This window comes from Pseudonocardia charpentierae (genome assembly GCF_031845345.1).
Taxonomy (GTDB): Bacteria; Actinomycetota; Actinomycetes; order Mycobacteriales; family Pseudonocardiaceae; genus Pseudonocardia; species Pseudonocardia charpentierae.
In genome coordinates this window covers 1-26,699 of the sequence record NZ_JAVREJ010000017.1, presented here as the reverse complement: position 1 = coordinate 26,699, position 26,699 = coordinate 1, and the positions used below count along the sequence as shown (strand labels likewise).

Genomic DNA, 26,699 nt, shown 5'->3' with positions numbered 1-26,699 from the left:
ACAAGAGTCCAGATGCCGTTCTCACGACGTCGCCGGGCGCGGAGCACCACCACCCTGTCCGGTGCAGTAGCCCACCGTCTGCTCGACGGAAGCGACGACGCGCCTGCCCCGCTGCGGCAACTCCTCGCCGCTGCGACCGCCCCGGCCAGCGAGGCGGAACTGCAGGGCGAGGATGCGGCCCGCGCGGCGTTCCGTTCCGCTGTGCACGCCACCCCGGACCCGCTCCGCGATTCACGGAGAGTCCGCGCCACGACCACGACCGGCATCCTGACGGCAAAGATCATCGCTGCCCTCGCCCTGACGGCCACTACCGCGGGTGGCGTCGCGCTCGCCACCAACTCCTACTCTGCACATCTCCAGAGCCCGGTCGTCAGCGGCAGCGCCGGAGCCGGCGCCCAGGTCAGCGGCGTGTCGCCGTCGGGGATGACGACCTCGACGTCGACGCCGACTCCTGAGGGCGACGACCGGTCCGACAGCTCCGCTTCGCTCGGCGACGACGGCGAGGCCGCCGCCGACGGCACCGTTCCGTCGCGGGCGCCTGCAGCGCCCTCCCGGGGTCCGGGCGGGCCGTGCGAGGCACGGTGCACGACGAACGCGACAGAAAGCCCGGTGGGGCCTCCTGGACAACCCGGTCAGCACAGCAGCCCACCGTCCCGTGCCGGCAGCGGCGACAACTCCGGCAACGACGACGAACCCAAGAAGGAGAACGCCGACAACGGCGGCCCCGACAACGCCAAGAACCCGAACAGCGGCAACAAGCCGGTCAAAGAAAAGAAGGAAAAAAGCGCCGACAACGGCAAGAAACCCGAGAAGAGCAACAAGTCCGACGGCGCCAAGAACCCTGGGAAGAACGACAAGGTCGGCGGGAACGGGCGGAGCGATCCCGGGAGCAAGCAGGCAGGCGCCGAGAAGGGCGCGAACAAGAAGAAGACGGATGCCTGAAAGTCCACGACCATCCCAGGAGGCGAACGAACCCCTTCCGGTCCGGTGCACGACAAGCAGGCCTCGGTCCGATGTCTGTGTGGCGCACCTGGCCGGTGAGCTCGACATGGCCACTGTCCCGGTCGTCGCCGACCATCTGAGGCGAGAGACGGCCATGCCGCCCGCGGAGCTCCTCCTCGATCTGAGCGGGGTCACGCACCTGGCCGCGGCGGGACTGGCCCTGATCGTCGCGGCGATGAACAACGACAGGGACATTCACGGTCGACTTCATCTCGTCGGCGTGTCCGGCAACAGACCGGTAGAACGAGCGCTCCAGGTCACCGGCCTCCTGGCGGTCGTCGACGTCCACGACGACCTGCAGGCCCTACTCGACGCGCTGCGCTGACCCGGCTGCGTGCTGGCTGCACTGCGTCCACCGGCGGTCGGCAGCGGGTGATGTGCCTATCGTCGCGCAGTGGGCAAGCGTCGGCGGCGTCTCGTTCTCGGACCTCCCCTGCCGCCGATGCTCGCGCGGACGGTCTCAACCCTTCCGACGGGGTCGGGGTGGGCGTTCGAGCCGAAGTTCGACGGCTACCGGGTGCTGGCGTTCCACAGCCGGGCACGGGTCGAGCTGCAGTCACGCCAGCAGCGCATCCTGACCGCCCACTTCCCCGACGTCGCGGCCGCGGTCGCCGGCCTGGGCGACGAGGTGGTGCTCGACGGGGAACTGGTGATCTGGAACGCGGGCCGGTTCGACTTCGCCGCCCTGCAGGACCGGCTACGCTCCGGTCCCCGCCGCGCCCACACCCTCGCCGCCGCCACTCCGGCCGCCTATGTGGTGTTCGACCTGCTCGCCCATGGCCGCACCGACCTGCGCGAGCAGCCCTACCAGCACCGCCGCGACGCACTCGAGGCGCTGCTCGGCCGCGGCCTGCCACCCGGGCTGGTGCTCACCCCCTCGACCACCGATCCCGCCGTCGCCCGCAGCTGGCTGATCCACCACGGCAGCACCGGGATCGAGGGCGTCGTCGCGAAACGCCTCGACCAGACCTACCGCCCGGGCATGCGGGGCTGGCAGAGACTACGGACCCGGCTCACCGCCGAAGCGGTCGTCGGCGGGGTCATCGGCCCCCTCGACGCGCCACGCGTGCTGCTACTCGGGCGCCACGACCACGACGGGCAGTTCCACCTCGTCGGGCGGACCACCGAGCTCGCCCCGGCCGGCCGCGGCGCGGTCGCCGCGCTGCTGCACCCGCACACCGGTTCGGCTCATCCGTGGCCGAACCCGCTGCCGTCCACCCGCTGGGGACGCCCCGGCCCACCCACCCTGTACACACCCGTCCGACCCGGCGTGGTCGTCGAGCTCACGGTCGACACCGCGATCGAACACCACCGCTGGCGCCACCCCGCCCACTTCGTCCGGACCCGACCCGACCTGCGCATCGACGACCTCACCCCGCTGCCCGGACACCCGTCGGCTGGTCGGTCGGGGACGGCGGCCGCCGGGTAGTCATGCGGTCGGCGAGTGAGTCTGCGCCGGTCAGGTCTCTCGAAGGCGTCTGAGGACGGCCTGGGGTGGGTAACACCGGTGCCTGCAGCGGTGAATCGAGCCGACCTACCCCGGACCGCCCCGGCCGTCACCGAGGGGCAACGGGGTCGTCACAGAGTGGGGAGAGGCGTGACCAACACCAACACCAACAGCGGGGCGCGCCAAGCCCCGAATCGCAACGAACGACCGACACCGCCGCGACTGGCGGATCGGGTCGGCAGCATCCGCCTCCGGACGCTCGGGATGATCGGCGTCGGCGGGCTCGCGATCCTGGTCGTGGGGCTCATCGTGTCGCTGGCGTTCCTGCGGCCGGACGAGCGAGCCACCGCGCCCGCTGCAGCGCCGCCCACCGCACCACTGGTGGCGGACGCGAGCGGCCGGCCACAGCCGGGCCCGACGCCGGCGTCCCCGCCGGTGGCGCAGGCTCAGGCACAGTCGAAGTTCGGGCTGAATGCGCAGAAGCTGCTGGACGAGATGCGCACGCACAAGCCAGACATCCTCGATGCGGATGCGCTGAAACTGGTGCAGGTCGGTGACGCGAACCTGGCGCGGAATCAGGCGAACCTCACCGCGGACGACCCCCAGATCCGCGACCAGGTCCGCGCCGCGTTCCCCAGCGCGACCGACGAGCAGTTGACGACCATGACCCGGTGCACCGCCGAGTACGTCGAGCGGGAGTGGGCGCGCCTGCACAACACGACACCGCCGGACTCGGACGACCACGGCGGCTGACGGGCGAACTGCGTAACCCACCCGTCCGGGGCCGCACCCACCGACTGGCTTATCCCGTTGCCCGGACGACGGCCTTCCCGGCCTTCTCGTCGACCGGAGGGAGTTCCCCGTGGACCTCATCGCCGCCTGTCCCTGGTACCCCGCCACGGGGTCCGCCGTCGGGCTGTTCATGGAACTGGTGGCTGTGCCCTACAGCGAGGAGTTCGGCGGCCCGGCCGCACCCGCGGCGAGGTGGCATGTCGACATCGCCGGGCAATGGCGCGAGCTGCCCGCTGGGGTGGTCGCGGAGTTGCATCTGACAGCCCTGCCGACGTTCACCAGCACGGGCACGCTCAACGTCCTGGCGCTCAACGCCGCGGTCGAGCGGGCCGTCGCGCGGACGGCAGCGGCGCCGCGATGATCTTTCAAGCCACGGCACCCCCGAGCGAAGCGACCCGATCTCTCGTCACTCCCCACCGATCACGAGAGACCGGGCCGGGGGCAAGCTAGCCGAATTCGGTCGACCCAAACCTGGCCCGCACTGCTGCGACCTCGTGAAGCTAAAGAAGGTCACCAGCTTCCGCCGGTGTCTCAAACTGAGACGATTCGCCCGGATGCGAGGCGTCACCATGTTCGTTGGTGCTGGCCGTGTCCCCTCCCGGCCAGCACCACGGTTCGGCTACTCACGCGTGGGCACCCGGTAGCCCGCAGCCGCGGAGGTCTGCTTGAAGAGGTGCACGAGCGTGTCGATCTGCTCGTCGGTGACGGTCGGCTGCTGCGCCATCTGCCAGAGCCGGGCGGCGACGTCAGGCGGCAGGATCGCGAGGGCCTCGTCGTGTGTCACGGGTAACCCAACGAGCCACGTCGGGCAAGGTCGCGGGTGACCTTCGAGTCACGACCTGCTTCTCGGTGGTTCGGACCTGGACGGGGACCGCGGTGACCTCGACCCAGCTCTTCCCGCCGAAGTGCAGGGTGTTGCGGGACAGGTAGGGCGGCACCGGCAGGTCGAACTGGGCGTAGCCCTCGCTGGGGTCCTTGCGCAGCAGGTCAGTACGGCTGCCGACATCGAGGCGCAGGGTCTCGCCCGCCCGTAGCAGGACCGGGCCCGCAGTGAGGCTGAAGCGCAGCGTCACCGGCTCGCCGGGAACGAGCGGTTCGCGGCGACCGGAGTCGATCGCGATCTCCATGGTGGAGCCGCGGGTCGGGTCCACAGCCCGGCCGGCTGGGCGGATCGCGCCCATTGACAGCTGGTGCGCGTCGCCCGCGGCGTCGACCCGGCTCAGCCGGGCGACCACGTACGAGTCGATCTCGTTGCAGCTGAAGGACAGCTGCGCGGTGACCGGTCCGGCGAGCTGCAGGTCCTCGGTGACCGGGAGGTCGAAGGACAGGACCTGCGGGGCGAGGTCGTCGAGGCCGGGCAGGACGGGGACACCCAGGGGAACGGCGACCCACGAGCTCTGCCCCTCGGCTGTCAGCTCGGAGGCGAGCTGGTGGGTGTCGGAGTCTTCGGAGCCCAGATGAAGCCGTCGGACCTCGCCTTCGGCGGGTGGGAACGCGGTCGCACCGGCGAACCCATCCGCGCCGTCGACCCAGTAGCGGACGTGCGGCTGCTCGGCGTAGCCGTTGTCCGTGCCCCGCAGCACGTGATCGAAGAACGCGAGCGCCTCGAGTTGCCACTCGTAGACCGGAAGGTCGTACACCGGCGGGCCGAGGATGAGCCACTTGTCCGCGCCCGGCGTGCCGGCGTGCTCGAACAGGTCGTAGCTGCCGAACTGGTGCAGGTTGAAGTAGCCCAGGTTCTGCACCGTCACGAACGGCACGTCGATGGCGGCGAGCCCGGCGCGGGTCACCTCCTGCGCGGTCGACTCCTCGCGGGTCTTCCCGTCGAACATCCACTCCGCGTAGAGCTCGGCCATGCCCGGAGTGGGGGCGTTCTCCAGGAAACGGGCGAATGTCCGGCTCACGTTGCGGTGCACGACCTTCTCCAGCAGCGGGTGCAGCGGCCCGTTCGTCAGGTGGCTCAGCAGCGCCCGCCTGACCGGCGACATCCGATGGTCGATCTGCTCGTCGGTGAAGTTCGCGCCCAGCCAGACCCCGAGGAAGAAGCTGCCGGGGACACCACCGAATTGCATGCTGTGTCGGAAGCCGTCGGTATCCGGCTCGTGGGCGAAGAACGCCCTCAGCGCAGGCGGGCGGCGGGCGGCCACGAACACCTGGGTGATGGCGTAGTACGAGGTGCCGAACAGCACGACATCGCCGTTGCACCAGGGCTGCTCGGCGGCCCAGGCGATGACCTTCTCGTGGTCGTCGACGTCCTGCGGGTCGAAGAACGGCACCGATTCGCCGGTGGAGCGGCCCATGCCTCGGCGCTCGACGATCACGGAACAGTAGCCGCGGTCCGTGAAGACCGGGGGCGAGCCGGCCTCGTTGGTGCCTGTCGGAAGGCCCGCTGCGTGCGTCTCCGAGTTGTAGGCGGCGAAGGAGACGACGGCCGGGTAGCGGCCGGGCGTCCTCGGGGTGTAGATGTCCGCGTTCAGGGCGACGCCGTCGGCCACCGGGACGCGCTGCCCGGCGAACACGCGGTTGCCCAGGCCCTGCGTCGCGACGGTGCGGGGCTCCCAGCCGGCGTACTGCCTGCCGGCGGTCGAGCCCCTGAGCGGAATGGTCAGGTTCATGACGCTCGCTCCTCAGACCGTCGACGGCTGCGTGATCCGCAGCGTGTCGGCGAGGTAGTCATGCAGGACGCCAACGTCAACCGAGGCGGCCACGAGGCCGAGATAGCCGTCGGGGCGGATCAGAGCCATGCCGCCGGAGCTCCAGCCGTACGCCCGGCCGATGACGTCGCCCCGGTCGACCACACAGTCCCCGGCCGCCCCGGCGGCGTCAGCCACGACCCGGACCACCGTGCCGAGGTCGCCAAGGGCGTCACGCAGGTCGTCGGCGTCCGCCGAGCCGCGGACGAGCAGCAGCATGCCGGGCCGGGCCAGCAGGTCCTCGACGGCCACCGGCGTGCCGACGGGGCGCAGCAGGCCGTCGGGGTCCGGTGCGTGGTCTCCCGCCCGGGGCGCGCCGCGGTGGTGGGCGCCGTGGTGCACCGAGAGGGCGCTGTGGCGGTAGGCGACCGTCGTCTCGGTGAGCGTTGCGGCGGCGGTGTCGGCGAGCGGGGGGAGGTGGCCGACGAGGAACAGGGCGAGGTTGCGAACCGCGCCCTCGGCGCCCGTGGCGGCACCGACGTCGGTCAGCACCGTGGTGGACCGCACAACCATGGCGCCGACCGGGTGGCGTTCGTCGTGGTAGCTGTCGAGCAGTCCCGCGTCGGCCCGGTGGCGGGCGACGAGGGCGAGCTTCCACGCGAGGTTGGCGGCGTCCTGGATGCCGGTGTTCATGCCCTGCGCCCCGGCCGGGCTGTGGATGTGCGCGGCGTCGCCCGCGAGCAGCACCCGCCCGAGGCGGTACTGCGGAACCTGAGCGTGGTGGACCTCGAAGTAGGTCAGCCAGCGCGGGTTGCTCACCGTCACGTGACCGCCGTGCATGCGCGCGTCGGCGAGGGCCTGGATCTGCTCGAGGGTGGGGTCGGGGGCACCGGCACCGGGGTCGTCGACGAGGAACATGACCCGGGCTCGGCGCCCGGCGAGCGGGAACAGGATCCCCATGCCGTCGGGGTGGGTGCACATGCGGATGGTGTCCGGGGGCCACGCCATGTCGACGTCGACGTCGGCCATGGCGAAGTGCTGGCCGTGGAACCCGCCCTCCAGCTTGGTGCCGGCGAGGGCGCGGGTGGTGCTGTGCCCGCCGTCCGCGCCGACGACCCAGCCGACCCGCGCGGTCTGCTCCCCGTCGCGGGACCGGAGGGTGACCTCGACGCCGTCGGTGTCCTGGGCGAGTGCGGTGAGCGTGACACCGCGTTCGACGACGACGCCGAGCTCGGTGGCCCGCTCGGCCAGGACGGCTTCGGTGTCGGGCTGGGGGATGTCGAGGACGTAGGGGTGGCGGCTGGCCACGCCCGTGACGTCGAGGCGAGCCCGGGTCGCTCCGGTGCGACCGTCGAGCAGTTCGAGGGCAGGCATGTGGCGACCGCGTGCCTCCAGCCGGGGCATGACGCCCAGCGCGGCGAGCATCTCCATGCTGCGCGCGTGGACGCTCACCGCCCGCGACTCGGTGGTCGGCTGCTCGAGGGAGTCGACGATGCGTACGGGCACGCCCAGTCGGGCGAGCTGGCACGCCGTCGTCAGCCCGACCGGCCCGGCACCGACCACCAGTACCTCGTCCGTCGTGTTCATGGTCATCTCCTTCGTTCCGGTGCGCCGTCGCCCGGTCTCGTGTGTGTTCATCGGGTTGCTGCGTTCTGGTCGTCGTCGGCGTCGAAGGCCCGCAGGAGGGCGGCCTCCTGCTCGCGGTCGAGGGCGCCGACCACCAGGTCGCCGGATGCGCCGGTGAACCCCTCGCGGATCCGGTCGACAGCGGCGCGGTCGGTGAGCAGGAACAACGCCGAGGTGCCTGCGGTGATCCGGTCGCGGAGATGCGCCAGGGCCTCGTCGGTCAGGCCGAACCGGGCGAGCACGGGGTCACCGTCGGCCACTCCCGCCAGTGGGAGCAGGAACAGCAGTCCGAACAGCAGTCCCCAGAAGGCGCCGGAGAGCGCGCTGGTCCCGGCCGCGGTCCCCACCTGATAGGCGTGGGGCCTGCGCGAACCCGGGTTCCAGACGACGACGGCCGCGTCGTCGATTGCGACGAGCCGCCGCGTCTGCAGCCGCTCGAGCGCGCGCAGCGCGACCTCGGCGCCGTCGGAGGTGTCGAACCTCCAGATGCTGACCGTGTTCACCGCGGATGCTCCGTTCCCGGTGGGCGGCGTGTCCGCCCTGCCCTCGTACGGTGCCCGTGGGCGCTTCAATCGACCTCCAACGCCCGGCTGCGGTTCGCTGGACGGCCCCGGCACGGGCGTGACGAGCGGGCTCAGCCCGCCACTTTGACCACGAGCTTGCCCACGTTCGTGCCGTCGAAAAGCATGTTGATGGCCGTCGGCAGCTGCTCGAACCCGTCCACGACGGTCTCGAGCGCTGTGAGCTTGCCGTCGGCGACGAGGGCTGCGATGTCGGCCCGTGCCTGGTCCATCTTGGCGAAGTCGTCCAGCATCACGAAGCCCTGCAACGTCGCGCGCTTGACCAGCAGATTGCTGAACGACCGTGGCCCGCGCGGCAGCTCGGCCGAGTTGTAGCCGGAGATCATGCCGCAGAGCGCCACGCGGGCGTGGACGGCGAGACGCGCGAAGACCGCGTCCATGATCTCGCCGCCGACGGACTCGAAGTCGACGTCGACACCATCCGGCGTCGCGTCGGCGAGTGCGTCCTGCCAACCCTCGGCGCGGTAGTCGACCGCGGCGTCGAAACCGAGCCGATCGGTCAGCAACGCGCACTTCTTCGGACCACCGGCGATGCCGACGACCCGGGCACCGGCGGCCTTGGCGAGCTGGCCGGCGACCGAGCCGACCGCGCCCGCCGCGGCCGACACCACGACGGTCTCACCGGGCTGCGGCCGGCCGATCTCGTGCATGCCGGTCCAAGCGGTGAGCCCGGTCTTGCCGAGTGCGCCGAGGTACTTGCTCGGCGAGACGCCGTCGGCGACGTCGAACGCCTGCATGAGGGTCGCGTCGGATACGACGGCGTACTCCTGCCATCCGACGACGCCCTGCACGGTCCTGCCGACCGCGAAGGCGGGATTTCTCGACTCGACGACGGTACCGAGCCCGTACCCCCGCATGACCTCGCCGATACCGACCGGCGGAAGGTACGTCGGGGTCGCGCCGACATAGGCGCGGTTGGACGGGTCGAGCGATATCCAGTCGACGCGGACCAGCGCCTCACTGTCGCCGATCCGCGGCAGCGGCTCCTCGCGCAACTGGAAGGTGTTCGCGTCGATGCGTCCGACGGGGCGCTCGCGGAGGACGAAACGACGGTTCAGAACGTGTTGCTCGGTCATGGGAAGTTCCTCGTGACGGTGGGGTGTTGACACCGATCACCGTGCAGCGGACGCCTTCAACGTCGCTTCAACCCGCTTCAACCCGGCCGTGACGACTGGTGGCCCGTGCTGCGCGCAGTCAGGCCTCGGCGAGTTCCGCCAGAGTGGCTCGGGCGCCCTTCGACCGGGCTCGCTCGGCCGCGGCTTGGCCGAGCTGGGTGGTCATCGCGGCGATGAGCGCGACAACGCTCGGATCCCACGGCCACACCACGCCTGCTCCGCGGTGCTGCTCCTCCACGGCGCCGAACACGCGCAGCGCGGCGGCATGCTCCCCGGCCCGGCCGAGCGCGGCGCCGTAGACCTCCAGCGCGTACGCGTTGTGCCGCAGACCCGCCTCAGCCGAGGCCCGCACCGCGGCCCGAGCCCATAGGACAGCTTCGGTGGCCCGGCCGTCGGCCAGCATCAGACGGGCGGCGTTCGCGGCGGTGAGCCACGCCGTGAACAGGTTGTCCTCGGAGCGGGCCTCGCGGTGCAGGGCCAGGTACTGCGCGACGAGGTCGGGGTGCGGCGCGACGATCGTGGCGTGGACCAGCTCGACGTGCCGGGCGGCGACGTCGAGCGCGGCCGACCCCGCCGCGGTCCGGTGCATCGCTGCGGCGAGCTCCGCGAGCAGCTCGCGGTCGCCTGCGCGCGCCACAGCACCGGCGGCGACGGTCAAGGACGCACACATCAGGACCGCGTCGTCACCGGTCACGCCGGCCCCCTCGGCGATCCCCACCCGGACCTGGGCGCCGCCCTCGGCGACCCGGCCCTGCACGAGCAAGCGGGCCCCCAGGTCGACATGGACGGCCGCGCGGTCGGCCGGTCGGCCCAGCTCCGCATCGGCGGTACACGCGTCGGCGGCCGTGCGCAGCCAGCGGTCACCCTCCACTCCCATTCCGCTGAACGCCCAGTACACGCCGAGCCTGGCGGCCAGCGCCAACCCCGAGGCGGACGGATCGTCGACGAGGGTGTGCTGCAGGGTGGCGCGGAGCGCGGCCAGGTCGTCGTCGAGTGTGTGGTACCAGCCGACGTGACGGGTCGAGCCCAGCAGGGGCCGGGCGCGGACCAGCCGTTCGATCCAGGCGTCGCGCGCCTGAGTCGAATCCTCTCCGGCCCGCTCCGCCTCGTGGACGGCATGTCCGCGGACCGTGGCGAGCTGCGCGAAGCGGGACGCCCCGCCGTGGCGGTCGGCGGTCAGGGGCGTCAGCAGCGAACGGTGCGCCAACCCGGCGGCGGCGTCCGTGACGTCGGTGCCGACCAGGCCCGCGGCCAGCTTCACGGTGAACGGCCCGGGGATCACTCCGACGGCCCGGTGCAGCGCTGCGAGCGGCGCGGGGAGGTCCCGGTAGCTGGAGTCGATCGCCTCGCGGACGGTCCGGGGATGGCCGCCGCGCCGCCCGACCCTGCCCCGTCCGACCCGGCTCAGCGTGCTCGCATCCGCCCGGACCTGAGCGGCGATCTCCGCCAGGCTGTAGGCCCGGGCACGGCCCGCGGCCAGCTCGAGGGCCAGGGGAAGGCCGTCGACGGCGGCCGCGATCTCGGCCACGAAGGCCTGCGCCTCCGCTGCGACCGGTCCGTCGAGCCGCTCGAGGAAGAGCTCCACCGCGGCGGCCCTGAGCAGCGGATCCAGGCGGTCGACGTGTTCGCCGTCGACCTCCAGGGGTTCCCGGCTCGTGGCGAGCACGACGAGCGCCGACTCTTCGACGAGGAGCATGTCGACCAGCTCGGCGGCGGCATCCAGCACGTGCTCGCAGTTGTCGAGCACCAGCAGCATCCGCCGCGCCACCGTGTACCGGCGGAGGGCGTCGACCGGGTCAGCCGAACCCGTGGCCGGCAGCTCCAGAGTCGAGGCCACGGTCTCGAGAACGCGCTCGGGGGTCGCCGAGGTCAGGTCCACGAACCACACCCCGTCGGGGAACCGCGGCGCGGCCCGTCGGGCGGTCTCCACCGCCAGCCGGGTCTTCCCGCAGCCCGCGGCGCCCACCAGCGTGACCAGCGGCCCGGTCTCGAGCAGACGGTCGAGCCCCGCGAGCTCGTCGTCGCGCCCCACGAGCCTGCTGCGCGTCACGGGCAACGTCCGGGTGGACCCCGATTCGTGCTGTGTGGACGGCGCAGTGGCGACGACCGCGGACGGGTCGTCGCGGAGCAGGTCGGCGTGCAGGGTGCGCAACTGCGGCCCGGGCTCGATCCCGAGCTCGTCGACCAGCACGGTGCGGGCCTGCGTGTAGGTGGCCAGCGCGTCGGAGCGGCGACCGCCGTCGCGGTAGGCGGCCATCCGGTAGGCCCAGAGCTGCTCGCGCAACGGCTCCTCGGCGAGTGCGACCTCCAGCTCCGCCAGCGCACGATCGACCGCGCCGACGCCGAGCAGCGCGCCGATGTGCGCCTCGCGCAGCCGACCGCGGATCTCCTCGAGGCGGGCGACCGCCGCTCGGGCCCACTCCTGGTCGGCGGCCGCACCATAGGGTCGCCCGCGCCACAAGGCGGTGGCCTCCTCGGCCCGCTGCAACGCACGGCCGGCCTCACCTGCCGCGAGCAGGTCACCGGCCTCGGCCGCCAGCACGGCGAAGTGGGCGGAGTCGACCGTGCCCGCTCCGACGACCAGGCGGTAGCCACCGGGTTCCCGCACCAGAACCGTCGGGGCTTCACCCCGAACCCGGTCGGGCTCGAGGAACCTGCGCAGCCGCCACACGTGCGAGTCCAACGTTCCCGCAGACCGGCTGACACCCTGCTCACCCCACATGGCCTCACCCAGCGCGTCCGGTCCGACCGGATGATCCGCGTGAATGAGCAGCAGGGCCAGGGCGGCCTCGAGCCGACTTCCGCCGACGGGCCGGACGACGCCCGCGTGCTCGACCTCCACCGGTCCGAGGTCCCGGAAACGCAGGTGCTCACGCGTGGTCATGCCGTCCTCCCCCCGTCCCGTGATGAGCTTGCCGTCAGCAGGACGGAGTGATCCAGTATGACTCAGCTCGCACTGATCTGGAGGTCACGACCGAGCGCGCGCACGAAAAGGCGTTGGCGGGCCACGGCGACCGCTGCTACCTTCCCGGCGGCCGTGCGAGAGATCGAGGAGGTGGTACCCGTGAACGCAGTATCGACATGGGTGCTCCCCTCTGGGGTCACGGTCGGGCGATAGGTCGTCCGGGAGCGCCGTCAGGAGCACTCCCGAAAGGCACGACCATGCGATTCACTTCCGAACAGCACCTCGACGACGGCGTCCACGAACGCAGGTTCAGCCTGGGCGAGATCCCCGGCATCCTGTGGACGCCCGGATCCGCATCCGCACCGGCCCCGCTGATCCTGCTCGGCCACCCCGGCGGACTGCGCCGAATGCACCCCCGACTGGCCGCCCGGGCCCGGCACTCCGCCGCGGAAGGCTTCGCCGCGGCCACCATCGAGCTCCCCGGGAGCGGTGACCGGCCCCGCTCCGCCGCAGCCGAGGAGGCCCGCGCCGACCTGCGCCGGGCGTTGGAGGCCGGCGAGCCGGTCGACGACGAGATCGTCGACCGGCTGGTCCTCCCACTGGTCGAAGAGGCGGTCCCGGAATGGCGAGCCACCCTCGACGCCCTCCTCTTGCTGCCTGAGATCGGCGGCCCGGTCGGGTACGCGGGAGGCGTGATCTCCATCGGGATCCGGCTGGCGGTCGTCGAGCCGCGCATCTCGGCCGCCCTTCTGTTCGCCGGGAGTTTCGTGCCCCGCACCCTGTTCGAGGAGGCCCGTCAGGTCAACATTCCGCTGCAGGTCCTGCTGCAGTGGGACGACGAAGGAAACGACCGGCAGATGGCCCTGGAACTGTTCGACGCCTTCGGCACCAGAGAGAAGACGCTGCACGCCAATATGGGCGGACACACGGGCGTACCGGAGTTCGAGGGGGACGACGGAAACCGGTTCTTCGCCCGGCACCTGAAGTGAGGCCGGACGGTGTGCAGGACCGTGTGAGAGCCGTGTGAGAGGCCTACCCGAACCTTGAGCCACTCGACCGGTTCCACCGAGGAGGATCCCGTGGCCAGGTTCATCGACGACGACGAGCTCAACGAGCAATTCCAGCGCACTCTCACCGCCGCGGCCCGCGGGGGCGCCGATCTCGGCGAGGCCCTCGCCGTCGCCTCCCGCATCACGCCCGGCGACTTCGGCTCCTGGGCCGCGGAGTGGACCGCCGCCGCCGGCAAGGCGCAGACAGAGGCCCACGCAAGCCAGGAGGCCGGTGACCTCGTCAGCGCCCGCCGGGCCTACCTGCGCGCCGCGGAGTACTACCGCCAGACGTTCTTCTTCGCCCGCACCGACCTCGACGACCCGACGTTGCACTCGGCGTACGCGGGACACGTCGCCGCATTCCGAGCCGCCCTGCCGCTGCTGGCCTGCAGCACGACCCCGATGGACTTCGAACGGGACGGGATCGCCGTACACGGCTACCTCCTCCGGCCTGACGGTTCGGACCTGCCGCGCCCGACGGTGATCGCACCGGCCGGCTACGACTCCACTGCGGAAGCCGGTTACTCCGTCACCGCTGTCTCCGCCCTCGAGCGCGGCATGAACTGCCTGGTCCTCGAGGGCCCCGGCCAGGGAGGTGTGCTCTACACCCGCCGGATCCCCCTGCGGCACGACAGCGAGGCCGTGATCACGCCGGTGATCGACTGGCTGCTCGCGCAGGAGGGTGTCGACCCCGACGCAATGATCCTCTTTGGGCGCAGCTTCGCCGGGTACCTCGCTCCTCGGGCAGCCGCCTCGGAGCACCGACTGGCAGCGTTGATCTGCGACCCGGCCCAGTACGACTTCGGCGCGGCGATCCGTGTGCGGCTGGGCGAGGCGAACTGGGCTCGGCTGCAGAGCCACGACCCCACCTTGGATGCCGACCTCGCCCCCATGCTGGCCGATCCGGGGGCCCGCAACGGCTTCGAATGGCGGATGGTCGCGCACGGCGTCAGCACCACGAGCGACTACCTGCGCGAGCTGTGCCGCTTCAGCATCGCCGGCATCGCCGACCGCATCACGTGTCCCACCCTCGCACTGGCCGGAGAGGGCGACTTCGCCGGAACAGGTCAGCTGGCCACGTTCGCCGACGCCCTGACCGCACCGGTGACTACTCACGAGTTCACCGCGGCCGAAGGCGCAGGTGGCCATTGCGAAGGGCTCGGCCAGGACCGCCTCGACCAGTTCGTCTACGGCTGGCTCACCCGGACCCTCGCCGACCGGCAGGCGCCTGTCACCGTGTGAACGATGTGAAGTGTCTACCAACGGCAGGGGAGAACGATGCGAGGCACACAGGCGACGACGGCCGACCCGGCGCACACCATGGCCCGTCGACGCCGATCGGACGTTCTCGCACTCCGGCACACTCGCGGCACCGTCCTGTCGATCCTTCTGGCAATGCTGGCACTCGTCGCAGCACCAGGCACCGCTGCCGCGGCAGCGAAGGACAGCAGCCACCCTGAACGACGCCTGCCGACGATCGCCGCGGCGCGCAAGATGCCGCTCAACACCATCGTCACCATCGAGGGAACCGTGACCACGCCGTCCGGCGTCTTCGCATCCAGCTACTCCGACCAGGGCTTCGCGATCCAGGACAAGACGGCCGGGATCTTCGTCAGCTTCCCGAAGACGAACATCGGTGTGAAGCCGCCGCGGCACGTCGTGGTGACCGGCGTGCTGCAGAACCCGAACGGCCTGCTCATGATCGCCCCGGCGAGCGCCGAGGGCGTGAAGGTCGGGGGCAACGACAGCCCGGTCGGACCGAGGAGGGTGCGCACCGGCTCGGTCGGAGAAGCGAACCAGGGCTTGCTGGTGCGCACCGTCGGCAAGATCACCGAGGGGCCGATCGACGACCTCCCCTACGGCCACAAGTTCTTCATCGACGACGACTCCGGCGCGATCAACGTGTACGTGAACCTGGGCACGCACGTCGACGTGCGCCCGCTCGCGGTCGGACAGAAGATCACGGTGACCGGCTTCAGCAGCGAGTTCGACGGCGTCCCCGAAATCGACATTCGCAGCCCTCAGGATCTCGCGGACGCGAGGGGGCGCGTCTCTCCTCGTTGACCGTCCTGCCGGCCACGGATAGCGTCGCGACGGCGACCGGGTTCGTCGGGAGCCACGTCACCCGGTCGGGCGCACGTTCGGAACCGGTTGGTGGGGGCCGCCAATGGGACTCGTCACCGGTCCGCCGGCGCGCCGCCGCATCCTGGCCGCCGTACTGGCCGTGCTCCTCTGCACCGCCACGGCCGCGTGCGCAGCCGAGCCCGACCAGCGGGCGGGGCCGCCCCTGGACGAGATCACGTTCCTCAACATCCTGCCGCTGGAGAGCCTGTCGTTCGCGCCGGAGATGGTGGCGACGGCCGGGGGCTACTTCGAGCGGCACGGGTTGGACGTCCACTTCGAGGCGACGCAAGGGTCCCCGCCCGCCCTCCAGACGGTCATCGCCGGGTCGGCGTTGCTCACGCGAGTGGGCGACATCGAGACGATGGTCGCGGCCGGCGAGCGCGGCGCTCCGCTGGTGGTCGTGGGCTCCGCGCTCCCCCGGGGGCCGGTGCGGATGGTCTCCAGCCGCCGGGAACCCATCACGACGGCGGACGGGTTCCGCGGCAAGCTCGTCGGCATCCCCTCACAGGGCGGGACCAGCGAGTTCACACTGAACCTGGTCCTCGCCGCGAAGGACGTGCCGGCCGCCGACGTGCAGCGGCAGGTCGTCGGGCTCGCTCCCGGCGTGTTCGACCTCGTCCGCGCCGGCCGGCTCGACGCCTACGTCGTCTCGCTCGACACATCCGTCATCCTGCTGCACCAGCAGCCCGATGCCGTGGTCTACGACCCCAACGCCGACATCGCTGCAGGAGCACAGGTCTACGTCACCTCGGCGGACCAGGCGGCGGACCCGGCCCAGCAGGACCGCCTCCGTCGCTACCTGCTCGCCGTCCGCGAGGCCATGCAGTTCATCGCCGACGACGCGCCCGGCGGCTTCGCGCAGACGAAGAGGATCATCGCCTCGCGGTACGAGGTGCCCTCGCTGACGGACCCCGGGGTCGCCGACGACGCGTTGCAGCGCTATCTCGCGTCCTACACGGCCCCTGACGGCGGGGGTTACCTCAGCACCTCGCCGGACCGCTGGGCCGTCGCCTACGAGGAGATGGCCGGTCTCGGGCTCGTCCGCCCGGATCTCGACCCGTCCCGTTGGATGACCAACCAGTTCCTTCCGACATGACCACGGATTCGGAAGCTCTCGAGCGGACCCGGACCGGTGCGGTGGCAGGACTCCGGGTCACGGCGGTGGACAAGGTCTTCGACACCCGCCGCGGTCGGGTCGAGGCCCTGCGGGGTGTCGACCTCTCGATCGGGCGGGGCGAGTTCGTTGCCGTACTCGGCCGCTCCGGCTGCGGCAAGACGACGTTGCTGCGGATCCTCGGCGGCCTGCTCGCCCCCACCCGAGGGACGGTGGAGGCCGGAGGGCGCAGCATCCGACGTCCGGACGGAACCCGTGACGACCGGGTGCTCTCGGACGTCGGGATGGTGTTCCAAGACCCGAACCTCTTCCCGTGGTACACGGTCGCCGACAACGTCGCGCTGCCACTCAAGCTGCGGGGGGTGGGTCGGCTCGAGCGGCGCAAGCGCGCCGAGGAGCTCTGCGAACGGTTCGGGTTGAGGGGGTTTGCCGCCGCCTACCCGCGGGAGCTCTCGGGGGGCATGCGGCAGCGGGCTGCACTGGCCCGCGCGGTGAGTTGCGATCCGTCCGTGCTGCTGATGGACGAGCCGTTCGGCGCCCTCGACGCGGTCACCAGGGACAGGATGGACCTGGAGCTCCAGGAACTGCACGACGCAGCGGGGGCGACGACCGTGTTCGTCACGCACTCGATCCCCGAGGCCGTCCTGCTGGCGGACAGGGTGGTGCTGCTGACGGCGCGACCGGGCCGCGTCAGGTCGATCGTCGAGGTGCCCTTGGCGCGACCGCGGTCGATCGAGGTCGAGACCACCGCGGAGTTCGGGAACGCGGTGCGCACCCTGCGCCGGCTTCTCGACGAGGACGGGCCGCGTTGACCGGGGCGCGCTCCGGTCGACGCCGGTCGGAAGTCCTCCCGGTGGTCGGCTCGGCGGTGCTGATCGCACTGCTCCTCGGCACGTGGCAGTTCGCCGTCTCCGTGCTCGAGGTGTCGTCGTTCATCCTGCCGGCACCGGCGGCGGTGGGCCGCTCGCTGGTCGACGTGGTGACCTCGCCCGGCACCTGGATGCATGTCCGGGTGACGCTGGTCGAGGTCGTCGGAGGGTTCGCCGTCGCGCTGGCGGCCGGGATCGCGACGGGCGTCGTGCTGGGGCGGGTGCCGTGGCTCGAGCGCGCCACCCGCCCAGCCCTCGTGGCCTTCCAGGTGGTGCCCAAAGTGGCCTTCGTCCCGGTCCTCGTCATCTGGTTCGGGTTCGGGCCCACGTCGAAGATCGTGATGGCGGCGATCCTCGCCTTCCTGCCGATCGCCCTGAACGTGCTGCTCGGCGTGCGATCGGTCGACAAGGGCCATCGTGACGTCATGCGCGGGCTGGGCGCCGGGCGGTGGGCCACGTTCCGCGATCTAGAGCTGCCCACCACCCTGCCCTACGTGTTCACAGGAGCCGAAGTGGCGATCGTGTTCGCGGTGATCGGCGCAGTCGTCGGCGAGTACCTCGGCGGCAACGCGGGGCTGGGTTTCGTCGTCGTGCGGAGCCTCAACGCCCTCGACGCGCCACGGCTCTTCGCGGTGATCGTGCTGCTCACGCTGATCGGCGTGGTCCTGCACGCCGCGGTCGCCACCGCCAGGTGCCTGGCCGTGCCGTGGCACGACGGCGTGGTCGTGGGGCGGAGGTAGGTCGTCAGGCCTGACGCCGGGCGACCGTGGTGGCAAGCTCGACCCGCGATGTGAGGTCGAGCTTGCGCAGGCTGTGCGAGATATGGGTCTGCACCGTGCGCGGGGAGATGAAGAGCCGGGTCGCGATCTGCCGGCTCGTCATGCCCTGCCCGACGAGGTCGGCCACCTGCAGCTCCGTAGGAGTCAGGCTCTGCCACCCCGTGGCGGGTCGGCGGCGGGCGCCGGAGACGCCGAGCCTGACCGAGTGCGCGCGCAGGCGGGCGATGATCCGCCGCTCCACCCCGACGGCGCCCAGCACCGACGCGAGCTCGCGACATCGCACCGCGCACGTCCGCGCCACGTCCTGATCGCCGCGCGCGGCTGCGGCGACCGCCGCCTCCTCCCACCCCGCGAGCTCGCCGACGAAGTTCCCGCGGTTGCGGAAGGCCGTGGCCGCGGCCATGGCCCGATCGGGATCGCGCCGGGCCATGGCTTTGACGAGGTCGGCTGCGGGAGCCAGCGCGGTGACCTGGCCGACCGGCACCCGGGCGGTGTCGGCCGCGACACGATTCAGCAGTTCGTCGTCGCCGGCGCCCAGGGCGACGCGGGCGACGTCGGGACCGGCGAGCAGCGCCCAGAGCAGCCGACCGCCGTCGAGCGTGGTGCTCCACGATCGGCGGGCCTGCTCGGCAGCCTCCGACGCTCGGCCGTGCGCCTCACCGAGCAGGATCTCGGCCAGCCCGACCTGGGGCAGCCCGAACTGCTCGGGCAGGCCACGCAGCTTCCACCGCGACAGGTCGCGCTCTGCCACGTCGAGCTCGTTGCGGCAGGTCCTGATCTGCAGCAGCGCACCCGTCGGCCGCGCGAGCCAGCCCGTCCCGGTGGCGGTCGCGGCCTCGAGTCCGGCGTCCAGTTCGGCGACGGCGTCGTCCCACCTGCCACTGAGGTGGTCGATCGTGGCGGCGACGAACAGGTGGTATGGCAGGAGCCAGCCCCGGCCGCGCTCCTGCGCCTCGCGCCGGGCCGCCACCGACAACACGCGGGCCGCCTCCGGTCCGCGGGCGAAGAGCGCGATCCAGGGCGGCCAGATCGGCGCCGTCGCGCCGTCCGCCCATGGCGACGACCCGGCGGCCTCACGGGCATCGACCGCCTCCGTGGCGAGGGCCAGCGCCTCCTCGCACCGGGCGGTCAGGAACAGGTCCATGACCGACGGAACCAGCGCGGCAGCACCTGACGCTCCGCGCCGGCCGTTCCCGTGGCCCGTGACCGGTGAGATCCCGATCGCCTCCCGCCCCCCGAGTACGACGACCCAGCGCCGGAGGTGGATCAGCGCCTCGCGCTGAGCTCGGTCATGCACGCCCGCGAGCCTCTCGTCGATGGTGGCGATCGCATCGGCGGTGTCGGCCGCGCTCACTATCGCGTGCAACCGCAGTCGAGTCAGCTCGTCACGGGTGGCCGCGTCCCGGGTCAGCAGGAGGCGCTCACGGGCGACGGACTCCGCGGCCCCGATCTCGCCCGCCGCAGCCAGCGCACCCGCCCGCGCCACCGCGATCGCGTCCGCATCAGGTCCGTTCCCGGCCAGCTCGGCGGCGTCCGCGAGCAGGTCCGCAGCCTGGGCGGGTGCGTACGCCAATTCGGTCGCGGCGACCTTGAGCGCCGATCGGGGCTCGGTGCGGTCGGCAGCTCCGCCCGCGTGCCCCAGGATCTGCGTGGACATCCCCCCGGAGGCGTGCAGCTGCGTCGCGCACGCCGCATGCAGGATGCGCCGCAGCGGCGGGGCGAGGTCGGCGTAGACGACGTCGCGGTACACGTCGTGCCGGAACGTCAGCATCTCGTCGTCCGTCCAGCGGGCGACGCGGGAACTGACCACGGCCTGCACCGGACCGAGCAACGACACCGGGTTCGCCCCGGTGACCGCAGCGAGCTGTTCCACTGTTGCCGGACGGCCCCACACCGCGAGGACCTGCAGCAGATCGCGGGCAGCGAGGTCGAGGAGCGCGAGATGGGCCCGCGCCCCGGCCTGGACGGACGCCGGCGCATCTTCTGTCGTGCCCGAGACCGTCACGACGCCATCGACAACGGCGAGCCGGCCTCGCCGTTCAAGGTCGTCGAGCAGGACGTCGGCGTGGAACGGGTTGCCGTGGGTGGAGTCGAGGAACGAGCGCAGCTCGTCCCCTGGCGGTGCCGCGAACCGTGCCCGCACCAGCTCGGCCAAGCCGGCCTCGTCCAGCCCGACGACCTCGACGACGCGCACGTCCGGACGCGCGAGCAACGCGGTCAGGGCGTCCCGGACCGGGAGCGGGCGACAGGCGATCAGCAGCGTCAACGGCAGGACACGCGTCGCACTGGCGATCCGGCCCAGCAGCGCAAGCGAGTCGGCGTCCGCATGATGCACGTCGTCGGCGCAGAGGGTGAGCGGTCCCTCGACGCACAGGCTCTCCACGGCGTCCAGCACCCGGTCTGCGGTGTCCGACCGTGGCGGGTAGACCGGCTCGAGCCCGAGCAACCCCGACACGAGCCCGAAGGGCTGCCGCCGGCTGATCTCGTCCGCAGCGATCCGGTGCACCCCCACACCGCGCTCGCCGACCGCCTTGACCAACGCGTCCAACGTGGTCGACTTCCCGATCCCGGGCATGCCGAGGAGCACCAGTGTCCGCGGCCCACCCGCGGCCGGGGCCGCGGCGTCCACCACATCGAGGAGCGCTCCGACCGATCCCGACAGCACGGTCGCAGAGGGCGAGGAGGCGACCCGCACGAGATCGAGCCTACGTCGACCCGACGCTTTTCCCCTCCTCCACGTAGGCGACCACCAGCGGCCTAGAGGTGGCCGTCGCCCTGCTCACAGCGGTCGCGCTTCGGGTGGAGCCGGTCGGCCCACATGCCCGGGTCGCCGACGCCGTAGTCGGTCGCACCGAGCGCGTCGCGGAACTGGACGTCGAAGGTGTCGTCGGTGACGGTCATGGTGTTCCTCCGGTCGTGGTCAGGCGGGAGCCGGGGTGGTCGGGAAGCCAGGTGCCGTGCAGCCCGAGCGGTACGCGGACGGGCATCCGCACGCGGGCCTGTGGCCCGGCGCCGGGGTCGGCGGCAGGGATGACCAGCAGCCAGCTGCCGCCGGTGGCGCGGTGCGTGGCGAAGGTGAGCCACCAGCCGTCGTCGGGGTCGTCGGAGTCGGGGTGCGGGGCGTGGGCCAGCTCGCCGACGGCGAGGTCGGGGCTGGTCCAACGCGTGGTCGCCCCGGTGCGGGGGTCGAACCAGAACAGGGTGTCGGCGGCCTCGGGATGCAGGCGGGGCCGGCCGCTGTCCCCGGTGAGGGCGATGGTCGGGTGCCGGCGGGTGAGGGCGCGGTCGTCGATGCGCGGGAACTCCACGTCGTCGTCGGAAAGCTGCTCGCGGCGGACCGTGCCCGCTGCGGGGTCGATGGTCGCCCGGGTGAGCCGGCCTGCGCCGGGGCCCGTCCGACCGGGTGCGAGGCCGGCGGGGGCGTCCCACTGCACGTAGTCGAGGACGACGGGATTGCCCGCGCCCGGGTCGTCGGCCTCGTAGGCGTTGGCGGAGTGCCAGGTCCAGAAGGTGTCGTCGGCGCACCATCGCACGGGCCCACCGTCGCGGGGGATCAGCGCGACGCGTGTTCCGCGGTCGGGCTCCCAGGACAGGAGCGACCCGCCCGCGAGGGCCTGGCCGAGGTCGAAGAAGAGCGGGGCCGTGACCAGGACGAGGTAGTGCTCGGTCAGGGCCATGTCGTGCACGAGACCGGGCCGGTCGACACCCTCGACCGGGGTCGGCCGGAGGGCCGTTCCGTCCGGTCGGATGACCGTCCAGGTCAGGAACGGCGGGGTGAGGTGGTAGCAGAACACCGCCATCTCGCCGGTCCGCGGATCGATCTTGGGGTGGGCGGTGATGCCGGCGGGCAGGTTGCCGCCGAAGGTGTCCGGGCCGAGGGTCTCGAGGCAGGGGCCGAGCCGGAACGGGCGCTTGGACTCGGCCAGGGCAAGCAGGCGTCCGCCGTGGCGGACCACGTTGACGTCGGGCAGATCGCGGACGGTGCCGGCCAGTGCCGGTCCGACGAGGTCTTCACCCGGCCGGTAGGCGTCGGTGATGCCGGCCCAGAGGGCCTGCCCGGCGGCCTCCTCGGTCAGCAGCGCAGGCGTGCGGACGAACCGGTTTCGGTAGCGGGCGCGCCCGCCGGCGAGCTGCACCTCGTGGACCATGCCGTCGCCGTCGAGCGGGTACACGAACCGGCCGATGGGGCTGAAGCGCGGGTTCGGGCCGTTGCGCAGATACGAACCCTCCAGCTCGGGCGGCAGCTCGCCGACCGTCTCCAACCCCGCGACGTCGACCTCGGCGTCGACCGGGGTGTACGGACCGGTCAGGTACGGGCTCGCAGCCGGCTCGGGGATCGGCCGGGCGGCGTGTGTGGTGGTCACCGGGTCCAGCCTGCGTCCGAGGCCCGGTCCGTCGCCGCGGGAACGGTCGGCGCGTCGTCGGGTGCTGCGCCGGGTCCTGCGCCGGGTCCTGCGCCGGGTCCTGCGCTGACGCGCTGGGTGTAGCGGGCGGCAGCCCACACGAGAAGTCCGGGCACGACCCAGTTGAACAGCAGGTCGACGGGGTGGTGCAGCAACCGGCCGTCGGGGCCGGACGTCTCGAGGGTGCCCGCCACCGCGTGGCTGACAGCCATCGCCGCGACGACACCACCCCAGGCTGAGCTGATCCGCCGGTTGATCGACCGGAACTCAGGTGTGTGCCAGTACTCGCGCGGCACACTCTCCCGGGCGTACTGCTCGGTGAACGGCATGACAGGCAGCAGCAGGAAGATCACAGCTGCGAGGACCGCCGCTGCAAGGGCTCGCCCGTACCCGGACAGGAATGCGTCCGCAGCGGGGTAGACGAGCGACACCAGGCCGAGCCCGAGGAACACGACTGCGCCGACCACCTCGAGGACCTTCGGCGACTGCCCTCGGGACACCGAACGGGCGATCAGCCCCGCCGCGACGAGGAACGCCAGCGCGCACGCGGCCCCGACCGCACCCGGGCCGATCCGGGTGGCGACCAGTGTGAACACGATCCAGGGGACGAACCCCACGAGCACCTGTTTCATCGACATGACACGAGGCTCGGGCAGCGGAGGCCGCAGAACATCCGCCACATCACAGAGATGCCGTGCAGGGAACCGGGTGAGATGGCGGATGTTTCCGGACGGCGGGCCGAACAGGCTTCTGGATGTCGACGACGTCCCCTCCGCACCACCTCGAAGGAGCATCCTGTGTCCAACTCGTCACACGCCGCCGGCAACGGCCCGATCGCCGAAACCATTGCGTTCCTGATCGGCAACTACATGACCACGTTGTTCGTCGTGGGGTTGATCGTCGCGGCCGTCCGTATCCTCCGGATGCGCGGGGAACGAACACCCATTCACGTTTCCGGCATACTGCTCAATGCCTTCGTCTTCTGGGCGATCGGGTGCGCGCAGGTCGTCAATTTCATCATGCACTCCGTCTTCGGCGACTTCGCAGCGAAGACGATCGGGTGGGCGCAGAGCCCGTTTCAGATGGAACTGGCGCTGAGCAGCCTGGGCGTCGGCGTGATGGCGTTCCTGCTGTACTCGGAGCGCAGCGCGTTCCGGGGCAAGGTGGCGCTGGTGATCGCGACGGTGATCTTCGGCTGGGGTGCGGCCCTCGGGCACATCTATCAGATGGTGGTGAACCACGACTACGCGGTGAACAACACCGGTCTGCTGCTGTACTCGGACATCGCCATCAACGCCGTCGGGCTGGCGTTCGTGCTGTGGCATGCCTGGGCGCTACGCCAGGCGACGACGACCGACGACGTCGCCGTGCGCACCGACGCCCAGGTGGTCGGTCGGTAGCCGGCGCGCCCGCGACCACCCGAGAGGAACCACCAGAATGTCACCCATCGAGATCGTGATTCTGGTCGCGATGATCGGATACGCCATCTACCGCCAGACTCAGCGCCACGAGATCATCGGGGCCAGCCGGTTCAAGCTGGCGATCATCTACGCCGTGATCGGCGTGGCCGTCGGCGATTTCTCCCGGCCCGATAGTGCCGGGGAGTGGGGCCTGCTGATCGCGAGCCTCGCGTTGAGCGTCGTCGTCGGCCTTGCTCGCGGACGACTGACGCGGGTGTGGGCCGACGATGATGCATCCGGTGAGCGCAAGGTCTACAGCAAGGGCACCGCACTCACCGTCGGACTGTTCCTCGGCATGGTCGTCGCCAAGTTCGGCCTGGGCACCTACGCTTACTTCGCCCATATCAGCGACGACGGCGGCTTCGGCGAAATCCTCATCATGATCGCGGTCATGGTCGCCTTCCAGGCTGAACTCATCTGGCGCCGCGCACGGCCGCTGGGCGCCCGCGCCTCGTTCCGCCAGGCAGCTGTTGCCGCCCAGCGGTAGCGCCCCGTCTTGAAGCAAGGTGCCGCCACGGATGTGCGGCGCGCTGAGTGGCATCCGACCGATCGGGGCCGGTGAGCAGCCAACTGCTCACCGGCCCCGTCGACATGTGGTCAGGATCGGTTGCCTCGCACGTCGTCGCGCAGGTTCGCGTCGCCGCGGTCGAGCTCGATCTCCTCCTTGCGGACCTCGCCACCGACGGTCTCCTGGTCGGTGACGGTCTCCTTGCCCAGCCGCACCCGCTCCACCGCAACCGCCTCGGTGTCCACCACCGGGCGCTCGGCGTGCAGCGTGACCTCGTGCTCCTCCTCGGAGATCGCGGGGCCGTCGTAGGCCTCGCCGCGGTTGGTCTCGGTGATCGGCTCGCGCTCGAGCGTGACCTCCTCGCGGGTCACCGGCACCGTCACCTGCTGGTGCTCGGTGACGACGTGCTTGCGCAGCCGCGCCCGGCCCGCCTCGTGGGTCTCGGTGCCCACGTTCAGGCGCTCCTCCGAGCGGGTCATCGCCTCGTCGGTGTTCGGCCCGGACGTGTCCCGGCCCACAGTGCCACGAGCGTCGCCCCGGACGCCGTCACGGTCGACGTCACCGTCGCGGTCGAACGTCCCACCGGTGTCGGCCACACCCCGCGTCTCCGCGCCACCGGCGTACCGACCGGTCTCGGCGCCGCCGGCGTACTGCACCCCGTAGTAGCGGTACAGCTGCTCCTCCTCCTGCGGCGAGAGGTGCCCGTCCTCGTCGACATTCGGGGCGCCCTTCACCGTGGCCTTGTCGTACTGCAGAATCACGCGATCGCCCGTGACCTCGGCACCCTGCACGGGGATGAACGTCTCCTTCGTGCCGAACAGTCCGGTGTGCACGGTGAGCCACGACGGCTCGTTCGTGGCGTCGTCGTAGTAGAGGCCACCGATCTTGCCGACCTTGTCGCCGTCCTTGTCGTAGGCGGTACTGCCGACAACGGTGTCCAGCTGCTCCTGCGTGATCATTGCTCTCCCTCGAACTGGCGTTGCGTCGACAGTTGACTCCTGTCCGACGCGCCTTACAGCGTCAGCCTTCCCACTCGAGTGGGGTCTAACCACAGATCTACGACGGAGGAAGGGTCACGCCCTTCGACCTCATGTCGAGCCGCGACGTGCTGCGTGCGAGCTCGACCCACACGGTTTTGCCGTCGTCGTGCACGATGACGCCCCAGCGGGTGGCCAGCGCGGTCACCATCAACAGTCCCCATCCACCGGACCGTCCGACGCACCGCAATTGCGGCCGGGGCGGAGTACAACGAAGACCGTCGCGGACGCTGATGGTGATCCCGCTCCTGTGCAGCGTGAGCGTCATCTGCGGTGCGCAGCGTGCGTGCTCGACCGCATTGAGCACCAACTCACCGGCAATCAGCCCGGCGTTAGGGGCGAGGTCCGGCAGTTCCCAGTCCCGGCAGCCGCCGGCGGCCGCAGCTCGGGCGATCACACACGCTCCTGAGAAGTTCGGCAAGCCGACCTGGCGATGCACCACCTCAGGCGGGGTATCCACCCGGCCTCGCGCAGCCCAGTAGTCGACGGTGAGGGGCACCCGCTCGTTCACCCGCACGGTGTGCAATGCCTGCGCCAGATCCGCGTTCGCGCCGAATAGCACCATTCGTGCGAGGGGCCAGCCTCCCCCGGCTTGTAGAACCGCCGAGAAGACCTCGACTGCCGGACCCCACCCCAGTTCGAGACGGGACACATCAACGACGACTGGCCGGTTGCGGGCGAGCAGTTTCATCAAGGTGTCGCCCACACGTGGCGCAGTCGACAGGGACAAGGGACCGGACAGTGCGACGAGCGTGTGATCATCGACGTGTCGGGACTCGATCTGCACCGTTCCGCCGACCTCAATCACCATGACACGTGCCGCCCGCACCAGCTGCGCACCTGGCCACCTGCTCGATGTCAGGTTGTCGGACGGTTTGTCGGTAGCGGTGCTGCGGGGGCAACCGGCGCAGCGTCTGACTCGCGGGCGGCACCCGCGGGCGCTGTGACGGTTGCGGTCGAAGCCGCGTGACGGGCTCCTCGTTTCGGGAAGGACGGAAGCCGGCGGGCGCGCCGGTTGGTGCTCGGTCCGGAGTCGTTGCCGTTCGGTGAAACCTGCTCCGAGGCGTTGCCAACCGCCCGACCGGTAGCTTTGATCAGCTGCTCTTTGCCACTTTTCACACTGCCGGCGGTCGCGTCCCGGCTGGTGGTGTAAGTCCGGGGCCTGTCCCGGCGTGCCTGAGCACGTGGGAGGGGCCACCGCGTGAGTCTCTGCGTGAACCGACCAAGGATCTCGTAGAGAGGTGCCACGCGATGG

At 71.3% G+C, this 26,699-nt stretch carries 25 protein-coding genes; 13 read left to right on the top strand and 12 right to left on the bottom strand.

Features of this window, described 5'->3' with window-relative positions:
* The first annotated feature begins 12 nt into the window (after positions 1 to 12).
* From RM445_RS21900 to RM445_RS21880, 5 genes are all read left to right on the top strand, one after another.
* Positions 13 to 942 (top strand): hypothetical protein, encoded by a 930-nt coding sequence (locus RM445_RS21900; RefSeq protein WP_311558696.1) that lies wholly within the window; start codon positions 13 to 15, stop codon positions 940 to 942.
* Complete coding sequence (locus RM445_RS21895; protein WP_311558695.1) at positions 935 to 1,327, top strand: STAS domain-containing protein; 393 nt, start codon at positions 935 to 937, stop codon at positions 1,325 to 1,327. The genes RM445_RS21900 and RM445_RS21895 overlap by 8 nt, the downstream gene beginning before the upstream one ends.
* Before the next feature lie 117 nt (positions 1,328 to 1,444).
* Positions 1,445 to 2,431: an ATP-dependent DNA ligase gene (locus RM445_RS21890; RefSeq protein ID WP_311558694.1), complete on the top strand. Its 987-nt coding sequence runs from the start codon at positions 1,445 to 1,447 to the stop codon at positions 2,429 to 2,431.
* A 168-nt stretch (positions 2,432 to 2,599) separates the two neighbouring features.
* On the top strand, positions 2,600 to 3,202 hold the full coding sequence (locus tag RM445_RS21885) for a hypothetical protein (RefSeq protein WP_311558693.1): 603 nt from the start codon (positions 2,600 to 2,602) through the stop codon (positions 3,200 to 3,202).
* 109 nt (positions 3,203 to 3,311) lie between these two features.
* Positions 3,312 to 3,602 carry a hypothetical protein gene (locus tag RM445_RS21880; protein ID WP_311558692.1) on the top strand — a complete coding sequence of 97 codons (291 nt, stop codon included), beginning with the start codon at positions 3,312 to 3,314 and terminating at the stop codon, positions 3,600 to 3,602.
* A gap of 258 nt (positions 3,603 to 3,860) precedes the next feature.
* Here RM445_RS21880 and RM445_RS21875 read toward each other — a convergent pair whose 3' ends face one another.
* From RM445_RS21875 to RM445_RS21850, 6 genes are all read right to left on the bottom strand, one after another.
* The gene (locus tag RM445_RS21875; protein WP_311558691.1) at positions 3,861 to 4,025 is read right to left on the bottom strand and encodes a hypothetical protein; all 165 of its coding nucleotides are present in this window, start codon (positions 4,023 to 4,025) and stop codon (positions 3,861 to 3,863) included.
* Complete coding sequence (locus RM445_RS21870) at positions 3,988 to 5,856, bottom strand: CocE/NonD family hydrolase (RefSeq protein ID WP_311558690.1); 1,869 nt, start codon at positions 5,854 to 5,856, stop codon at positions 3,988 to 3,990. Before RM445_RS21870 ends, RM445_RS21875 begins: the two co-directional genes overlap by 38 nt.
* 12 nt (positions 5,857 to 5,868) lie before the next feature.
* Entirely contained in the window at positions 5,869 to 7,461 is a 1,593-nt protein-coding gene (locus RM445_RS21865) for an FAD-dependent monooxygenase (RefSeq protein WP_311558689.1), read from the bottom strand.
* Between the two features lie 47 nt (positions 7,462 to 7,508).
* The gene (locus RM445_RS21860) at positions 7,509 to 8,003 is read right to left on the bottom strand and encodes a DUF1269 domain-containing protein (protein ID WP_311558688.1); all 495 of its coding nucleotides are present in this window, start codon (positions 8,001 to 8,003) and stop codon (positions 7,509 to 7,511) included.
* Positions 8,004 to 8,134: 131 nt separating this feature from the next.
* Positions 8,135 to 9,157 carry an NADP-dependent oxidoreductase gene (locus RM445_RS21855; protein WP_311558687.1) on the bottom strand — a complete coding sequence of 341 codons (1,023 nt, stop codon included), beginning with the start codon at positions 9,155 to 9,157 and terminating at the stop codon, positions 8,135 to 8,137.
* Between the two features lie 118 nt (positions 9,158 to 9,275).
* On the bottom strand, positions 9,276 to 12,080 hold the full coding sequence (locus tag RM445_RS21850) for a BTAD domain-containing putative transcriptional regulator (protein ID WP_311558686.1): 2,805 nt from the start codon (positions 12,078 to 12,080) through the stop codon (positions 9,276 to 9,278).
* Positions 12,081 to 12,358: 278 nt separating this feature from the next.
* Here RM445_RS21850 and RM445_RS21845 point away from each other — a divergent pair, with 278 nt between their 5' ends.
* The 6 genes from RM445_RS21845 to RM445_RS21820 all read left to right on the top strand — a co-directional run bounded on the left by RM445_RS21845 (position 12,359) and on the right by RM445_RS21820 (position 17,997).
* Positions 12,359 to 13,090: an alpha/beta hydrolase family protein gene (locus tag RM445_RS21845; RefSeq protein ID WP_311558685.1), complete on the top strand. Its 732-nt coding sequence runs from the start codon at positions 12,359 to 12,361 to the stop codon at positions 13,088 to 13,090.
* 90 nt (positions 13,091 to 13,180) lie between these two features.
* A complete protein-coding gene (locus RM445_RS21840) occupies positions 13,181 to 14,392 on the top strand; it encodes an alpha/beta hydrolase family protein (protein WP_311558684.1) in 1,212 nt (403 codons plus the stop codon).
* 153 nt (positions 14,393 to 14,545) lie between these two features.
* Entirely contained in the window at positions 14,546 to 15,214 is a 669-nt protein-coding gene (locus tag RM445_RS21835; RefSeq protein ID WP_311558683.1) for a hypothetical protein, read from the top strand.
* A 103-nt stretch (positions 15,215 to 15,317) separates the two neighbouring features.
* Positions 15,318 to 16,370 (top strand): ABC transporter substrate-binding protein, encoded by a 1,053-nt coding sequence (locus tag RM445_RS21830; protein WP_311558682.1) that lies wholly within the window; start codon positions 15,318 to 15,320, stop codon positions 16,368 to 16,370.
* Positions 16,367 to 17,200 carry an ABC transporter ATP-binding protein gene (locus tag RM445_RS21825; protein ID WP_311558681.1) on the top strand — a complete coding sequence of 278 codons (834 nt, stop codon included), beginning with the start codon at positions 16,367 to 16,369 and terminating at the stop codon, positions 17,198 to 17,200. Before RM445_RS21830 ends, RM445_RS21825 begins: the two co-directional genes overlap by 4 nt.
* Positions 17,197 to 17,997: an ABC transporter permease gene (locus RM445_RS21820; protein WP_311558680.1), complete on the top strand. Its 801-nt coding sequence runs from the start codon at positions 17,197 to 17,199 to the stop codon at positions 17,995 to 17,997. The genes RM445_RS21825 and RM445_RS21820 overlap by 4 nt, the downstream gene beginning before the upstream one ends.
* Before the next feature lie 4 nt (positions 17,998 to 18,001).
* On the opposite strand, the gene RM445_RS21815 is transcribed toward RM445_RS21820, so the two are convergent.
* From RM445_RS21815 to RM445_RS21800, 4 genes are all read right to left on the bottom strand, one after another.
* Complete coding sequence (locus tag RM445_RS21815) at positions 18,002 to 20,731, bottom strand: helix-turn-helix transcriptional regulator (RefSeq protein ID WP_311558679.1); 2,730 nt, start codon at positions 20,729 to 20,731, stop codon at positions 18,002 to 18,004.
* A 62-nt stretch (positions 20,732 to 20,793) separates the two neighbouring features.
* Positions 20,794 to 20,937 carry a hypothetical protein gene (locus RM445_RS21810; protein WP_311558678.1) on the bottom strand — a complete coding sequence of 48 codons (144 nt, stop codon included), beginning with the start codon at positions 20,935 to 20,937 and terminating at the stop codon, positions 20,794 to 20,796.
* A complete protein-coding gene (locus RM445_RS21805; RefSeq protein WP_311558677.1) occupies positions 20,934 to 22,400 on the bottom strand; it encodes a carotenoid oxygenase family protein in 1,467 nt (488 codons plus the stop codon). Before RM445_RS21805 ends, RM445_RS21810 begins: the two co-directional genes overlap by 4 nt.
* The gene (locus RM445_RS21800; RefSeq protein ID WP_311558676.1) at positions 22,397 to 23,077 is read right to left on the bottom strand and encodes a hypothetical protein; all 681 of its coding nucleotides are present in this window, start codon (positions 23,075 to 23,077) and stop codon (positions 22,397 to 22,399) included. Before RM445_RS21800 ends, RM445_RS21805 begins: the two co-directional genes overlap by 4 nt.
* Positions 23,078 to 23,152: 75 nt before the next feature.
* Between RM445_RS21800 and RM445_RS21795 the strand changes: the two genes are divergently transcribed.
* Both RM445_RS21795 and RM445_RS21790 read left to right on the top strand, forming a co-directional pair.
* Positions 23,153 to 23,839 (top strand): DUF6790 family protein, encoded by a 687-nt coding sequence (locus tag RM445_RS21795; protein ID WP_311558675.1) that lies wholly within the window; start codon positions 23,153 to 23,155, stop codon positions 23,837 to 23,839.
* Between the two features lie 37 nt (positions 23,840 to 23,876).
* On the top strand, positions 23,877 to 24,386 hold the full coding sequence (locus tag RM445_RS21790) for a hypothetical protein (protein ID WP_311558674.1): 510 nt from the start codon (positions 23,877 to 23,879) through the stop codon (positions 24,384 to 24,386).
* A 110-nt stretch (positions 24,387 to 24,496) separates the two neighbouring features.
* On the opposite strand, the gene RM445_RS21785 is transcribed toward RM445_RS21790, so the two are convergent.
* A complete protein-coding gene (locus RM445_RS21785) occupies positions 24,497 to 25,366 on the bottom strand; it encodes a PRC and DUF2382 domain-containing protein (protein ID WP_311558673.1) in 870 nt (289 codons plus the stop codon).
* Positions 25,367 to 25,463: 97 nt separating this feature from the next.
* Entirely contained in the window at positions 25,464 to 26,273 is an 810-nt protein-coding gene (locus RM445_RS21780) for a hypothetical protein (protein ID WP_311558672.1), read from the bottom strand.
* Positions 26,274 to 26,699: the final 426 nt, after the last annotated feature.